Below are 15,375 nucleotides of genomic sequence, written 5' to 3'. Positions count from 1 at the left end.
AGGCGCCTCCTTTATTAGAATTTACTTACTTTTTAATGTTTGAAATGCCGCATTCCTGTAAATACCATTGCTACGTTATATTTATCGCAAACTTGTATAGAGTCTTCATCTCTTAGCGAACCACCAGGTTGGATAATTGCCGTAACACCTGCTTTTGCCGCTGTTTCTGCAACATCCGAGAACGGGAAGAATGCATCAGAGGCCAGAACAGAGCCCTTTGCCTTGTCTTTTGCATGAGCTATGCTTTGTTCTGTGGGCCATATCCTGTTCACCTGCCCTGCGCCTATGCCTACGGTCACAAGATCTTTGGCTAAAACTATGGCATTAGATTTTACATGTTTTACTACTTTCCATCCGAACAGCAAGTCCTGCATTTCTTTCTCTGATGGAGCACGTTTTGTTACGACTTTCAAATCTTCCTTGTTAAAATCTTTTGTATCCAACTCCTGAACCAGCAAACCCCCGGATACTTTCTTCATGTCAAGACCGAAGTCGGTTTTGCCGCTAAAATCTACTTCAAGCAGGCGTAAATTTTTCTTAGTCTTAAGTATTTCTAAGGCTTCCGGTTCAAAAGCCGGAGCTATAACGATTTCTAAAAATATCTTTACCAGCTCTTGGGCAGTTTTCGCATCCACAGGTCTGTTAAAGGCCACGATCCCGCCAAAAATCGACGTAGGATCGGCTGCATACGCTTTAACATATGCATCATAGATATTATCGCTTGATGCAACACCGCAGGGATTTGTATGTTTTAAGCCAACGGCTGTTGGTATATCAAATTCTTTAACTGCCTTTAATGCAGCATCAGCATCGTTAATATTATTAAATGAGAGCTCTTTGCCCCATAATTGCTTTGCTCCTGCAAGGGTGCCTTGATGCCTTCCAATTTCTCCATAAAAAGCAGCTTTTTGGTGGGGGTTTTCGCCATAACGCAAATCCTGGATTTTTTCATAAGCTAATGTAAGATCATTTGGAAATTCTAAAGTTTTGCAGGTTTCTTTTTCTCCGGCCAAAAGCTGTTTCTCTAAATAATCAGAAATTAATGCATCGTAATGAGCTGTATGTTTAAAAACCTTGCAGGCAAGTTTCATTCTCTTGGTTATATCTATATCGCCTTTTTCTTTTAGTTCTTGGATTACCGGTTCGTAATCTGCCGGATCTACGATTACTATAACGTCTTTATGGTTTTTTGCTGCAGATCTGAGCATCGACGGGCCGCCGATATCTATATTTTCTATTGCTTCTTCTAAGGTTACCTCGGGTTTTTCTATGGTTTCTTTAAATGGGTAAAGATTGATAGCGACTAAATCAATAGGCTCAATTCCCAATTCTGCAATTTGCTGCATATGAGCTTCGCTATCTCTTTTTGCCAGGATACCGCCGTGTATTTTTGGGTGCAAGGTTTTGACTCGGCCTTCGAGAATTTCAGGAAAGCCTGTAACATCAGATACGGGTGTAACTTTTATGCCCGCATCTTGCAAGGCCTTAGCAGTACCTCCCGTCGATAGTATCTGTGTCCCTAAATCGCTAAGGCCTTTGGCAAATTCGATAAGGCCTTCTTTGTTTGAAACTGATATTAATGCTCGTTTAATCATTGCCATCCTCCTGTTTGATTATTTTTACCCTTCGGCCTTCAACTTTCAATCTTCCTTCAGCAAATAATTTTACGGCCTCGGGGTATATCTTATGCTCCTCCTCTAAAACCCGAGCTGCCAGGGTTTCGACAGTATCATCATCCATTACAGGTACAGCTCTTTGCAAAATTATAGGTCCTGTATCCGCACCTTCATCAACAAAATGAACCGTCACACCGGTTATTTTGACTCCATAATCCAGCACGGCTTTGTGAACCTTCTCGCCATAAAATCCTTCACCGCAAAATGCCGGAATAAGTGAGGGATGAATGTTCATGATTCTACCGGCAAAAGCTTGAACAAAATGTGGTGAAAGGACTTTTATAAAGCCAGCTAAAACAACTAAATCAACATTATAGCTTTGGAGAATCTCTATTAGTTTGTCTTCGTAATCCTCTTTAGTGCTATAATTTTTCGGAGCGACTACATATGCCGGTATATTGTGGTTTTTTGCCCTTTCTATGGCATAAACACCGCTTTTGCTTGAAATTACTAATTCCACACTTCCCGGAATATAACCGGATTCTGACTTGTCGATTATCGATTGAAGGTTGGTACCTGAGCCTGATACAAGAACCCCAATCTTTAACTTCGGCAAAATACCACCCCGCCTTTTCCTTTAACTGCCCTGCCTATTATCCATGCTTTCTCACCATTTTTCTGCAAGACATTTAAGACCTCATTTGCCGCATCGCAAGATACCACAACCGCGTATCCTATACCCATATTAAAGGTGCGGTACATTTCCTTATCGCTTACTTGTCCTATTTTCTGTATCAAACTAAATACCGGTGGAATTTCCCATGAACCTTTTTTGATAGAAAAATGTATGCCTTCAGGCAGTATGCGTGGCAGATTTTCTATAATGCCGCCGCCGGTGATATGGGCCATGCCGTGAATATCGAATTTGCTAAGAGATTCCACGGTTTTTACATAAATTTTGGTAGGCTCCAAAAGTTCCTCTCCCAAGGTTCTCCCAAGTTCTTCTATATAATCTGATGATGAAAATTTGCCAATCTCAAAAAATACCTTTCTTGCAAGAGAAAAACCATTGCTGTGCAGGCCTGATGAGGCTATTCCTATAACTACGTCATCCTTTTCTATAGCTGAACCGTCTATAACCTTGCTTTTTTCAACAGCGCCCACGGCAAAACCCGCAATGTCATATTCGTCTTCGGCATACATACCCGGCATTTCTGCCGTCTCGCCGCCGATAAGCGCACAGCCGGCCATCTTGCAGCCGGCTGATACACCCTTCACTATATCGGCAACTTTTTCAGGTATGAGTTTGCCAAGCGCAATGTAATCTAGAAAAAACAGTGGCTCTGCTCCATGAACTATAATATCGTTTACGCACATTGCTACGCCGTCAATGCCTACTGTATCGTGTTTATCCATCATAAAGGCAATTTTAAGTTTTGTTCCTACTCCGTCAGTGCCGGATACTAAAACTGGTTCCTTGTATTTTTTTGTATCCAGCTGAAAAAAACCTCCAAAACTGCCTAAGTTTCCAAGCACACCCGGTCTGTAAGTAGAACGCACATGTTCTTTCATCAGTTCTACGGCACGATTGCCCGCATCTACATCTACTCCGGCATCTCTATAAGTTGCGCGCTTTATTTTAACACACACCCTTTCCAAATTTACCGTTTTTCAAATAGGTAACCCTTGCCTTCTCCAGGAACATCAATAGGATATTCACCGGAAAAACACCCTAAGCAGAATTTTTCCCGAGGAAATCCCGTCGATTTTACAAGTCCATCAAGGCTCAAATAACCCAAACTGTCGGCGCCGATATACTCCCGTATTTCTTCAACTTTTCGCTGAGCACCTATGAGTTCCTTGCGGCTAGAAGTATCAATGCCAAAATAGCAGGAGTCTGTTACCGGGGGAGAACTTATCCGCACATGCACTTCTTTTGCTCCGGCATCTTTTAGGATTTTTACAATAAGTCCGCTGGTAGTTCCCCTTACTATTGAATCATCAACCATTACTAGACGTTTGCCCTGAACAACTTCTTTTATTGGATTAAGTTTGAGTTTGACCCCTATGGTTCTTAAGTTTTGTGTAGATTTTATAAATGTCCTGCCCACATAGTGATTTTTGATAAGGCCTATGCCGAAAGGTATCCCCGACGCCTGGGCATAGCCCATAGCTGATATAGTGCCTGAATCCGGAACACCTATTACAAGATCAGCGTCAGCAGGATGTTCCTGAGCTAAGAGTCTTCCTGCTTCTAGCCTTGCCATATGAACGTTTGTACCATCTATCGTGCTGTCAGGTCTTGCAAAATACACAAATTCAAAAATACAAACTGCTTTTGAAGTTTCTTTATTTTTATTTATGCTTTGCAGGCCTTTATTATTAATTATTACTATTTCTCCGGGCTCTACATCTCTGATAAATTCAGCATCTATGGTATCTAAAGCACAGCTTTCAGAGGAAAGGACATATGAATCACCTTTTTTGCCAAGACAAAGCGGCCTTATGCCATTAGGGTCTCTCATACCTATAAGTGTATCCTCTGTCATTATTACAAGCGCATAAGAACCTTTCAGTTTACCCATACAGCTTTCTACCGCTTCAGCAATGTCGCCGGAATGAGCTTGTGCTATTAAAAATGCTATTATTTCACTGTCTATTTCTGTTTGAAATGCGACACCGTTTTCTTGGAGTTCTGTTCTAAGTTCTAAAGAGTTTACTAAATTGCCGTTGTGAGCAACTGCCAAGGACCCTCTTTTATACCGCACTACCAGCGGCTGAGAATTTATCAAAGTATTAGGCTCTGTCGTAGAATATCTGACATGTCCTATGCCTATGCGCCCGGTAAGGTCATCTAGTATTTCATCGTTAAATACTTCAGAGGCAAGGCCCATTGCTTTATGGTATCTTATTCCATTTCCTGAGCTAACCGCTATCCCCGCACTTTCCTGGCCTCTGTGCTGTAGAGCATATAAGCCGTAAAATATATCGCGCCCCAGGCCGGCATTGTTTCGATTTTCATATATGCCCAATACACCGCAGGCTTCTTTTAATTCATCACTCATTTTTTCATTCTTCCTTTAATAGCATTTTTAGAGACCTCTGCCATTTTTTTCACGGGAACTTCAATATTGCCTACTGTTTTATCCTTCTGGTTTATGGTGATCTTTAAGCTGTCGCCTTTTACAAAGCCGATTACGCTGACTTTTACACCTAGTTCTGATGCAAGCTTATTTAAAGTAGAAAGGTTGTCTTGTTTGAGGCTCATTATAATTCTTGATTGTCCTTCTCCAAAAAGCAATGTATCAGGTCTAAGATTGCTTTCTATTTCTCCTTCAAAACCGATGTTTCCTGCTATACAGCATTCGGCAAGCGCTATGGCAAGACCGCCCTGAACAATATCATGTGCCGAATTTACAAGGCCGAGCTGTATTGCCTTTAAGCAGCAATCCTGAACTTTTTTCTCTTTTTCGATATCTACTTTAGGAGCAGGACCTGCAACTATATCTAGTAATTCCTGTAGGTAAATTGATCCACCAAGTTCATCAGTATTTTCACCCAGAAGTACTACCACATCTCCGTCTTGCTTAAAGTCCATAGTGCAGTGTTTTTCTACATCTTCTAAAACTCCGAGCATGCCGACAACAGGCGATGGATAAATAGCAGTGTGTTTGCCTTCGTTGTAGAAGCTGACATTTCCGCTTATAACAGGAACACCTAGTTTTCTTGCCGCATCTGACAAACCATCAACACATTTTTCGAATTGGTAATAAACTTCAGGTTTTTCAGGATTTCCAAAATTCAATCCATCAGTAAGCGCAACAGGTTTAGCGCCAGTTACAACGAGATTTCTTGCAGCTTCTGCGACTATCTGCTTTCCTCCCTCATAAGGATCCAGATAACAGTAGTAACCATTGCCATCTATTGTAACTGCAATTCCGCGTTTTGTGCCTTTTATCCTGAGCACTGCAGCATCCGAACCCGGAGTAACTACAGTATTTGTGCCTACAGTTTGATCGAATTGGCGATAAACTATAGCCTTGCTGGCAATATTCGGTAAATCCAGTAACTTAAGAAGTATATCATTTAAATCTGAAGGCACTGGGATTTTTGAAAAATCTGTCTGTAATTTATCCAGATATTCCGGTCTTCTGCTTTCTCTTTTAACTATTGGCACACCACCTGCTAATGAAGCTGCGGGTACCTCGCCTACTACTTTACCATTTTCAAGTATTCTCAGCATGCCATCATCAGTTACGGTGCCAAATTTCACTGCGTCTAAATCCCATTTTTCGAAGATTTTCTTAACATCATCCTCGTGACCTTTTTCAACAATTACCAGCATACGCTCCTGGGACTCTGAGATCATTATTTCATAAGGCTTCATATCTTTGTCTCTTTGAGGAACTAAAGCCACATCGATTTCTATACCATTTCCTGCGCGGGCAGCTGTTTCGCTTGTTGATGAGACTACTCCGGCAGCACCCATATCCTGAACTCCTACAACCCATTCTTTTTGGAGAAGCTCCATGCATGCTTCCATAAGTTGTTTCTCTTTAAAAGGGTCGCCGACTTGCATTGGTGATCCCTGATCTTCATTGCCTTCCGTAAGCTCACCTGATGCAAAACTTGCACCGTGCATACCATCGCGCCCTGTAGCCGCGCCGACTATCATAACGGAATTGCCTACTCCTGCCGCTTTTCCTAAAACTATTTTATCGTGAGGTACTATACCAAGACACATGGCATTTACCAAAGGATTTTCTTCATAAGAGTCATCAAAATAAACTTCTCCGCCTACCGTCGGCACTCCTATGGCATTTCCATAATCACCGATGCCTGCTACAGCTTCTCTGAACAGATATTCTGCCCTGTCATCGTCGAGCTTTCCAAACCTCAATGAATTTAGAAGCGCAATAGGTCTTGCGCCCATTGTAAAAATATCCCTAAGCATGCCGCCTGCACCTGTAGCCGCGCCTTGATACGGATCTACTGCCGAGGGATGGTTATGGCTTTCTGTTTTCATAGCAATCGCGAGATTATCGCCGATATCAACTATTCCCGCATTCTCTCCAGGGCCCTGCAATACCTGCGGTCCTTCTGTAGGAAATCGTTTAAGCACTGCCTTTGAATTTTTATAGCTGCAGTGTTCAGACCACATTACGCTGTACAAACTTAGTTCAAGGTAATTAGGCTCTCTTTTGAGAGTTTTAACTATTTCGTCAAATTCTAAATCAGTTAAACCAAGGTTCTTAGCTTCTTCTCTAGCAGTCATAGCGTTTTGCCTCCTTCAAAATATTGCAAGATAGACTGAAACATTCTAAGGCCGTCAGTGTTGCCTAAGATTTCTTCCGCGCAGCGTTCAGGATGAGGCATAAGGCCTAAAATATTTCCTTCTTGATTTGCTATTGCTGCTATATTTTCCATAGAAGCTACCGGATCTTCTTCGTCACCGTTTTTTCCAAAACCGCAGTAAGTAAGAACTATTTTATTTTGACTTTTGAGCTGTTCTATAGTCTTTGCATCGGCAAAATAGCTGCCGTATTTGCACGAAAGAATCAATCGGATTACCTCATCTTTTTTGTAAAGATTGGTAAATGGAGTGGCATTATTTTCCACCTTAACAAGCACTTCATCGGCATAAAACTTTATATCTTTATTAATGAGCATTGTCCCGGGCAAAAGGCCGGCTTCAAGTAATATTTGAAACCCATTCCCTATTCCAAGTATGAGTTTTCCGGAATTTGCCGCTTCTTTAACCGACTCCATAACCTTTGTATGTGCAGCAAGAGCTCCAGGCCTTAGATAGTCTCCATGGGATGCTCCTCCCGGCAAAACCACAATATCAAAATCCGCAGGTTTAAAGGTTTCTTTGTGAAAGACATAGTCTGCGGATTGACCTAAAATATTTTTAAATACATGACAACAGTCACCATCGCCGCTGCTTCCGGCAAATTGTATAACCGCACACCTCATCTTTAAGCCTCCAATATTTCAAATTCATAATCTTCAACAACCGAATTTACTAAAACCTTTGAGCATAGCTCTTGCACTGTCTTGCGCGCCTCCGCCACATCACAGGCGTCTATTTTTACCTCAAAATACTTGCCTGTTTGAATATCCTTAACGCTTGTAAAGCCCAGATTTGAAATAACCGGCTTTACTGCGCTGCCCTGAGGATCTAAAACTCCCGCCTTTGGAAAAGTAAAAATCTTTGCTACTAACATATGCAGCTCTCCTTTTAAATAAAATTTTTAACAGATAATACTCTGGCCAAAAGTATTATCTGTCTATATAGAGAATAAATTTACTGGCATTTTTTAATTTTAGTAAATACATATTATCACAGTAGCGAACATTAATCAATAGTTTTTACGAACATTTTATTTCATTTTTATAATAATGTGCGGTTTTTGTTGGAAAAAAATGCTCAAAACTTCTTTATGAAATTTCCTATTCTCTTCACTGCTTCTTCAAGATTTTCCATGGAAGTGGCATAAGCCATTCTCACGAAGCCTTCACCGTTTTCCCCAAAGGAATTGCCAGGCACCGCAGCCACTTTTGCTTCATGAAGAAGCCTTTTGGCAAATTCCTCAGAAGAAAGTCCGGTTTTCTTTATAGATGGAAAAACATAAAATGCTCCCTTTGGTTCGAAACTTTCCAAACCCATTTCTCTTAAGCTTTCAAATAAAAATTTCCTTCTCTTGTCATACTCGCTGCGCATTCTTTTGATATCTTCATCACCTTTTCTCAGCGCCTCTATAGCCGCATATTGACCCATAGTAGCAGCGCAGGTCACGTTGTATTGATGAACTTTCAGCATTTCTTTTGCAAGGTCTTCAGGGGCAGCAATATATCCAAGCCTCCAACCGGTCATTGCGTAAGATTTGGAAAATCCGTTTATGGTAATCGTCCGCTCCCTCATGTCAGAAATTCCGGCAAAAGCCATGTAATCCGCACCATAGGTCAGCTCTGAATATATTTCATCGGCTATAACAAGAAGATCATGTTTTTTTATCACTGGTGCAAGTTTTTCGTATGCTTCTTTTGTCATTACCGCACCGGTAGGATTGTTCGGATAAGGCAGTATTAAGACCTTTGACTTCTTGCTTATATATTTTTCCAGTACATCCGGCCTCAGCACAAAGTCATCCTCCTGATATGTAGGCACTGATACCGGTTTTCCTCCGGCAAGAATGGCACAAGGCTTGTAAGCTACAAAGGAAGGTTGGGGTATTAACACTTCATCTTCCAGCTCAATTAAAGTCCTTATTGCCACATCTATGGCCTGACTTGCTCCGATAGTAACAATTATTTCTGATTCCGGCTTATAATCAACTTTATGGCGGCGGCTTAAATATTTTGCTATCTCTTCTCGAAGCTCTAAAAGTCCGGCATTAGGCGTATAGAACGTATGTCCCTGATTTAGTGCTTCGACTGCAGCCTGATTTATGTGTTCGGGTGTCGTAAAATCCGGTTCGCCGATGCACAGCGATATAGCTCCTTCAACTTCATTTACCATGTTGAAAAAATAGCGTATGGTAGAAATTTCGATATCTTTTGCCCTTTGGGCAACATATTTTTGATAATCCATGAGATTACCTCCTACAAAATTTATTGACTTTTTATATGATTATATCTTTAAAGCAATCACTCGGCAAGACATTATAAAAATGCTATTATTAATTATGAAATGTGATTTTGGAGGGCAGATATGGAACTACAAGCTGAAATTATTCAATTTATTCAATCATTTAGTAATCCGTTTCTTGATATTTTCTTTATTATAATTACAAACTTTGGCAGCGCAATTTTTTATCTTATAATGATACCTATATTTTATTGGAGCATAGATAAAAAAATCGGAATAACTTTAGTTATATCACTAATGTTTTCAATGTATCTGAATGTTACACTAAAAAATATTACAGCCATCCCGCGGCCTATCGGCAACCCAGGGATTCGGAGTTTGTTTGTATCATCAGCCGGAGGGTTTTCATTTCCCAGCGGCCATGCCCAAGGAACCGCTACTTTTTGGGGAGTTGTTATGCAGTATTACAGGAGCAGACAAATATATTTTATAGGCATTATAATGATTTTTTTGGTAAGTTTATCAAGATTGTATTTAGGCTTGCACTGGCCTTGGGATGTGGCAGCGGGAATAATATTGGGTCTTTTAATGTCATGGATATTTACAGTAGTGCCAAAAAAATTAAAGCCTCTTCCAATGCTTTATAGCATAATACTTATGATAGCGATACCTTTTGGGCTTGCGTTTCTTTTTCCATATAAGGATAATTTTATATATATGGGTCTTTCAGCGGGAAGCTTTGCGGGCTACAAGTTTGAAGATTATTTGATAGGTTTTAAGCCACAGTCGAAAAATAAACTTAAAACATTGGAAAAATATGCGATAGGCTTGGGAGGATTTCTATTAATATACACCGTTTTAAAACTTATAATGCCGCAACATAGTTTCTTCTCCCTTTTAAAATACTTTGTTGTAGGAATATGGCTTACATTTGGAGCACCGGCTATATTTTGCCGGCTAAGCTTATAAAACCGCAAAATTTCTGATGCAAAATACTATCCCAAGCACCGGCGAAGAATCCTTGCCATGGCAGGAGAGCCAAGGTAGATTAGGTCTTCTAGATTCTTTGCTTCGTTCAGAATGACAGAAGGGATTATCGCTACTCATATAAGGCTTAAAAAATTTAAGTCATGCTTCCTCGCCCTCGCCTTTTATAACTCCTAAGGGTTTAAGTCTTGCGACAGGCTTTGTAAGACCTGCTTCCACCAGTGTATAAACAACTTCATCAATATCTTTATATGCAAGGGGAGCTTCATCGAGCAAGGACTTGATGTTGCTCGTGCTAACTATCACATTGCCTACCTGCTCTCGGAAATCTCTTTTGCTAAATTCCGACCTGGCTTTCTTTCTTGACATCGATCTTCCTGCTCCGTGGTTTACTGAACAGAAGGTTTCCTCTATTTTATCTGTGCCCACCACAACATACGAAGCCGTGCCCATGCTTCCCGGAATAATGGCGGGGTGTCCTGTTTCGCTGTAACATTGCGGATTTGCCGGATGACCTTTGGGCAGAGCTCTTGTTGCTCCTTTTCTGTGAACTAAAAGTTTGATGCCTTTATGTTTTTCTATTTTTGCTATGTTGTGTGCCACATCGTAAAGCAAATCCAACCCCAACTCAGATTCTGGTTTTTTTAATACATCGACAAAGACTTCTCTTGCTATATGCATTATTAACTGACGGTTACAAAAAGCGTAGTTTGCTGCACAGGCCATAGCTTTTAGGTAGTTTTGACCGTCTTTTGAAAGAATCGGCGCACATGCCAGACCTTTTTGCGGAGGTCTTACTCCATTTTTGTCTGAATTTTTCCACATTATATTTGTGTAATCAGTGCAAATTTGATGACCAAAACCGCGGCTGCCTGTATGAATCATTACATATAAATGTTGTTTCTTAAGCCCGAATTCTGATGCAAGCTTCTCGTCAAAAATCTTTTCTATCCTTCCAATCTCTAAAAAGTGATTACCGCCTCCAATTGTAGCCAATTGGTCGGTTCGGTTTAAGGCCTCCTGCGGTATAGCAGAAATATCTCCGCCTTCAATACATCCATTATCTTCAGTAGCCTCTAAATCTGTTTTTCTGCCAAATCCTTTTTCGACATAGTATTTTGCGCCTTTTAATGCTATGCTCTCCATATCCGGTTTTTTAAATTCCTTTATTTCGCTGGATTTCCCGACTCCGGCTGGTACTTTCTTTGCGATTTCTTTTAAAATTTTACCAATAATTTCTTTGTCAATTTCATCAGTTGAAATTTTTGTTGTCATCAATCTAACACCGCAATTTATATCCATGCCCACCGCTCCGGCAGAAACTACACCTCCATCGTACCGCACAGCCATGACCCCTCCTATTGGCAGTCCATAGCCTGTGTGGATGTCAGGCATGCCAATTACAGGGCTTACTATACCGGGAAGAAGTGAAGCATTGTAAAGTTGAAAAATGGATTCATCCTCGGTAAATTCATTAAAAAGTCTTTGGCTCAGATAAACTCGGATTTCTATATTGTTTCCTTTTGGTACCATTGTATAGCAATTTTTTGACACTTCTTTTAATTGTTCTTTCACTTGCATGACCTCCAACTTTGCATTGTCGCCATTGTACCTACAGCTTATCTTATCCGATAATCATTTTCAACTGTTTCAAGGCTTTAAGTTCTATTTTAATTTCGCTTGTATATCTGATATAATTAATGCAAAATATTAATCGGTATCGGGAGGGAAAGAGCATGGCAACAATCACATTTATAGCACCTGTGGTTTTTGGGGTAGAATCTGTTACAGCAAGAGAGCTGAGGAAACTAGGGTATGAAGATATATCTGTAAAAGACGGCAAAGTTGAGTTCGTAGGAAACGAGGAGGCAATTTGCCGATCAAATATCTGGCTGCGTTCTGCTGAACGGGTTTTGATAAAATTGGGAGAATTTCACGCTGACACCTACGATGAACTTTTCGAAAGAACAAAGGCTCTTCCCTGGGAAGAATGGATACCTGAAAACGGCCAATTCCCTGTAAAGGGATATTCCCTAAAATCTCAACTTCACAGTGTGCCTGACTGTCAGTCAATTATAAAGAAGGCAATTGTTGAGAGACTGAAAACTTTTTATAAGAAGAATTGGTTTGAAGAAGACGGACCTTTATACAGAGTCCAATTCTCCCTAATGAAAGACGAAGCTACTTTAATGATAGATACCAGTGGTGTCGGACTGCACAAAAGAGGCTACAGAGAAAAATCCAATATTGCCCCATTGAAAGAAACTCTTGCAGCAGCCCTGGTACTTTTAACTAAATGGAAAAGCGATAAACCTTTTCTAGATCCGTTTTGCGGCTCCGGAACTATCCCAATTGAAGCTGCTCTTATAGGAACCAACACTGCGCCAGGCCTTAGAAGGAGATTTGTATCCGAAAAATGGCCGCAGATTCCAAAAAAAATGTGGAATAGTGCAAGAACAGAAGCTCGCTCTTTGATAAAGAATGAAAAACTCGAAATTCGCGGCTCTGATATTGGCAAAGATGCCGTAGCTCTTTCTGAGGAAAATTCTCGTAGAGCACAGGTAAGCGAACATATCATATTTGAGCAAGCAGATGTAAAAGATATAGAACCATTTGGCGATTACGGCTGCATCGTATGCAACCCGCCTTACGGTGAACGTATGGGAGAGGAACATGAAGTCGAGGAGATTTACAGAAAAATGGGCAAGGCTTTTAAGCGATTTGATACATGGTCAAAATATATATTGACCCCTCATAAAAACTTTGAATACTTTTTTGGTGAAAAGGCAGATAAAAATAGGAAATTATACAACGGCATGATAAAATGTTATTATTATCAATATTTCAGCCGTTAATATTAGAAATTAATCTAATTTATAGTTTTCAGTAAACGGAGGTGACAACTTGGAGAAAAAGTCCCGAGACCTTATAATTAATCGTAAGGCCAGACATGATTATCATATTTTGGAAACTTTCGAGGCGGGAATTGCCCTTTCCGGAACTGAGGTAAAATCGCTGCGAGAAGGAAAGGGAAACTTAAAAGATAGCTTTGCGCGAATTGAAAATGGAGAAATTTTTTTATACAATATGCATATAAGCCCATATGAAAAAGGAAATATTTATAACAAGGACCCATTGCGACCTAGAAAACTGCTTATGCATAAAAAAGAAATAAATCGTCTTTTATCAAAAGTAAAGGAAAAGGGGCTTACTCTTGTGCCGCTCAGATTATATCTTAACGAACGAGGACTTGTTAAAGTCGAGCTTGCTTTAGCCAAAGGCAAGGCTTTATATGATAAGCGGGAAGATGCGCGGCAAAAGGACGCATCTCGAGAGATAGAAAAGGCTTTTAAAGAATTTAATAAAGTATAATATCAGCTTATTGAGGAAGTGAAAAAATGCCAACATTTGATTTTGAATGTCAAAAATGCGGTCACCGCTTTAGTGAGTTTGTAAGCATAAAAGATAAAGAAAAAGTACGCTGTCCGATTTGCGAAGGTGAAGTAAAACAGCTTTTTACCGGATTTCTATTTACGAGAAAAAACGGCTCCGGCGGCTCATCTTGCAGCTCATGCAGCGGCAATTGCAGTTCCTGCAGCCATTGATAGCTTATTAATCTTCTTGTTTCTTTATATCCGGTTTACCTCTTACCGCCGATGTAAGGGCACACAATATATCCAGTGCCATACCGGCTAAGTAAGCTATACGTATGGCAGCCATAAATGCATCCGGCTCAGGCAGTCCCTTAGTTATAGAAAAATATTGGTTGTAATTAGAAAATACCGCACCGCCTATAGCGATTCCCATTACCATTCCTACATTTCGCATTGTGGCCAGGAAAGAAGATGCGATGCCCAGTCTGTCACGCGGCACACTGCCCATCACTGAGCTGTTATTAGGCGACTGGAAAAGGCCATTTCCTATCCCGAATACTGCTAGAACTACCACAATATGCAAAATTGGGCTATCCAGCGTTAGTGTAGACATTAAAAATATACCTAAAGCACTTATTGCAGCGCCTAGGGTGCTAAGCCCGCGGGCGCCTATTTTATCCGATAATATGCCGCTGATAGGAGATACTATCAGCATTACCACAGGAAAAGCTGTCATAACCGCACCTGCAGTACTTGCTGACAGTCCTTTTTGGGTAAGATAGAAAGGTGTTAAAAACGTCATTATGTATTGAGCGCTAAAATTAAGCAGTGTACTTATTGTTCCGGCTGTAAAAAGTCTGTTCTTAAGCAGCGACAAATCTAACAAAGGTTCAGGATGCCGGCTCTCTATGCTAATAAACGCCAATATTGAAAGCACTCCCAGGGCAAGCAGTGCTATTCCTATAGCCGATGTCCATCCCCATTGGCTTCCCCGGTTTATGTATAAAAGCAAGGAAAATAAAAATAGAAACGCCAGTAAAGCGCCTATTGTATCAAAGCGCTCATCTCTGCGATCATAAGTCTTTGGTAAAACAATTTGTGCCCATATCAGTGCTATAAAGCCTATCGGCACATTAATGAAAAAGATATATTCCCACCCAAGTGTTGATACAAGAAATCCGCCTAAACTCGGACCTATTGCAAGTCCCACCGCTACCGACATAGCATTCATTCCCAGGGCTTTACCCCGCTCTGTTGCGGGAAATACAGCAGTTAAAATAGCAGGTGCCATGGAAAGCAGCATTCCCCCACCTATGGCTTGAAAAACTCTGCCGGCTATAAGGGCAGATATGCTGTGCGATAATCCACACAGGGCCGATGCAACTGTGAATATTAAAAGTCCTGTTTGGTATATAGGCCTATAACCTTTTATATCGCCTAGCCTGCCGAACATAAGCAGCGTGCTGCTTACTACTAAAAGGTACGCCATAGATACCCAGCTTACAATTTCCAGCGGAGCATTAAAAACCTTCGTCAAGGTAGGCATTGCTATATTCATGATACTGCCGTCTATGGGAGCCATTATGCTTCCAAGCATTACGGCTATAAGAATAGACCATTTGCTTTTGTTTTCCCTGTTCATCATGAAAATATTATATCACTTCAAATATTAAAAAATCAATTTATGGAAGAATTTTATTTTTAGTCATTGATAGTGTAAAATATTTCTAGGTTTTTTGCAGGAAAAATTCATTCGGACGTAGAAAAAAGACCTCACCATCCTTTCCACAGGATGAGTATAAACTCA

At 40.5% G+C, this 15,375-nt stretch carries 14 protein-coding genes; 4 read left to right on the top strand and 10 right to left on the bottom strand.

Translation table 11 applies throughout. The annotated features are described in order from the left end of the window. Nucleotides 1–32: 32 nt before the first annotated feature. The 8 genes from purH to BUE08_RS02045 form a co-directional block, all read right to left on the bottom strand. On the bottom strand, nucleotides 33–1,595 hold the full coding sequence (gene purH / locus BUE08_RS02080) for a bifunctional phosphoribosylaminoimidazolecarboxamide formyltransferase/IMP cyclohydrolase (protein ID WP_286680240.1): 1,563 nt from the start codon (nucleotides 1,593–1,595) through the stop codon (nucleotides 33–35). Next, nucleotides 1,588–2,232, bottom strand: a complete 645-nt coding sequence (gene purN, locus BUE08_RS02075) for a phosphoribosylglycinamide formyltransferase (protein WP_281742839.1) — start codon at nucleotides 2,230–2,232, stop codon at nucleotides 1,588–1,590. The genes purH and purN overlap by 8 nt, the downstream gene beginning before the upstream one ends. Beyond that, entirely contained in the window at nucleotides 2,220–3,275 is a 1,056-nt protein-coding gene (purM, locus tag BUE08_RS02070) for a phosphoribosylformylglycinamidine cyclo-ligase (protein WP_353682071.1), read from the bottom strand. Before purM ends, purN begins: the two co-directional genes overlap by 13 nt. Before the next feature lie 2 nt (nucleotides 3,276–3,277). After that, complete coding sequence (gene purF, locus BUE08_RS02065) at nucleotides 3,278–4,681, bottom strand: amidophosphoribosyltransferase (protein WP_059031293.1); 1,404 nt, start codon at nucleotides 4,679–4,681, stop codon at nucleotides 3,278–3,280. Beyond that, entirely contained in the window at nucleotides 4,678–6,891 is a 2,214-nt protein-coding gene (purL, locus tag BUE08_RS02060; protein WP_286680239.1) for a phosphoribosylformylglycinamidine synthase subunit PurL, read from the bottom strand. The genes purF and purL overlap by 4 nt, the downstream gene beginning before the upstream one ends. Then, nucleotides 6,888–7,592, bottom strand: a complete 705-nt coding sequence (gene purQ, locus BUE08_RS02055; RefSeq protein ID WP_281742833.1) for a phosphoribosylformylglycinamidine synthase subunit PurQ — start codon at nucleotides 7,590–7,592, stop codon at nucleotides 6,888–6,890. The genes purL and purQ overlap by 4 nt, the downstream gene beginning before the upstream one ends. A 2-nt stretch (nucleotides 7,593–7,594) precedes the next feature. Next, nucleotides 7,595–7,843 (bottom strand): phosphoribosylformylglycinamidine synthase subunit PurS, encoded by a 249-nt coding sequence (gene purS, locus BUE08_RS02050; protein ID WP_286680238.1) that lies wholly within the window; start codon nucleotides 7,841–7,843, stop codon nucleotides 7,595–7,597. A 203-nt stretch (nucleotides 7,844–8,046) separates the two neighbouring features. Further along, nucleotides 8,047–9,210, bottom strand: a complete 1,164-nt coding sequence (locus BUE08_RS02045) for a pyridoxal phosphate-dependent aminotransferase (RefSeq protein WP_281742829.1) — start codon at nucleotides 9,208–9,210, stop codon at nucleotides 8,047–8,049. A 120-nt stretch (nucleotides 9,211–9,330) separates the two neighbouring features. On the opposite strand from BUE08_RS02045, the gene BUE08_RS02040 reads away from it, so the two are divergent. Beyond that, nucleotides 9,331–10,176: a phosphatase PAP2 family protein gene (locus BUE08_RS02040; protein WP_286680237.1), complete on the top strand. Its 846-nt coding sequence runs from the start codon at nucleotides 9,331–9,333 to the stop codon at nucleotides 10,174–10,176. A gap of 159 nt (nucleotides 10,177–10,335) precedes the next feature. Here BUE08_RS02040 and BUE08_RS02035 read toward each other — a convergent pair whose 3' ends face one another. Next, complete coding sequence (locus BUE08_RS02035) at nucleotides 10,336–11,775, bottom strand: RtcB family protein (RefSeq protein WP_286680236.1); 1,440 nt, start codon at nucleotides 11,773–11,775, stop codon at nucleotides 10,336–10,338. Between the two features lie 155 nt (nucleotides 11,776–11,930). Between BUE08_RS02035 and BUE08_RS02030 the strand changes: the two genes are divergently transcribed. From BUE08_RS02030 to BUE08_RS02020, 3 genes are read left to right on the top strand one after another with little or no spacing between them, the layout of a single operon-like run. Continuing rightward, nucleotides 11,931–13,049 (top strand): THUMP domain-containing class I SAM-dependent RNA methyltransferase, encoded by a 1,119-nt coding sequence (locus BUE08_RS02030; protein ID WP_286680235.1) that lies wholly within the window; start codon nucleotides 11,931–11,933, stop codon nucleotides 13,047–13,049. A gap of 49 nt (nucleotides 13,050–13,098) precedes the next feature. Next, nucleotides 13,099–13,566, top strand: a complete 468-nt coding sequence (gene smpB / locus BUE08_RS02025; protein WP_059031300.1) for an SsrA-binding protein SmpB — start codon at nucleotides 13,099–13,101, stop codon at nucleotides 13,564–13,566. A 26-nt stretch (nucleotides 13,567–13,592) separates the two neighbouring features. Beyond that, nucleotides 13,593–13,799, top strand: coding sequence for an FmdB family zinc ribbon protein (locus BUE08_RS02020; RefSeq protein WP_059031301.1), 207 nt, complete (start codon nucleotides 13,593–13,595; stop codon nucleotides 13,797–13,799). Nucleotides 13,800–13,806: 7 nt separating this feature from the next. On the opposite strand, the gene BUE08_RS02015 is transcribed toward BUE08_RS02020, so the two are convergent. After that, on the bottom strand, nucleotides 13,807–15,210 hold the full coding sequence (locus tag BUE08_RS02015) for an MFS transporter (protein WP_353682072.1): 1,404 nt from the start codon (nucleotides 15,208–15,210) through the stop codon (nucleotides 13,807–13,809). Nucleotides 15,211–15,375 lie beyond the last annotated feature (165 nt).

It is taken from the genome of Tepidanaerobacter sp. EBM-49, assembly GCF_001896645.1.
GTDB lineage: Bacteria > Bacillota > Thermosediminibacteria > Thermosediminibacterales > Tepidanaerobacteraceae > Tepidanaerobacter > Tepidanaerobacter syntrophicus.
This window is presented reverse-complemented; position numbering and strand designations above follow the sequence as displayed.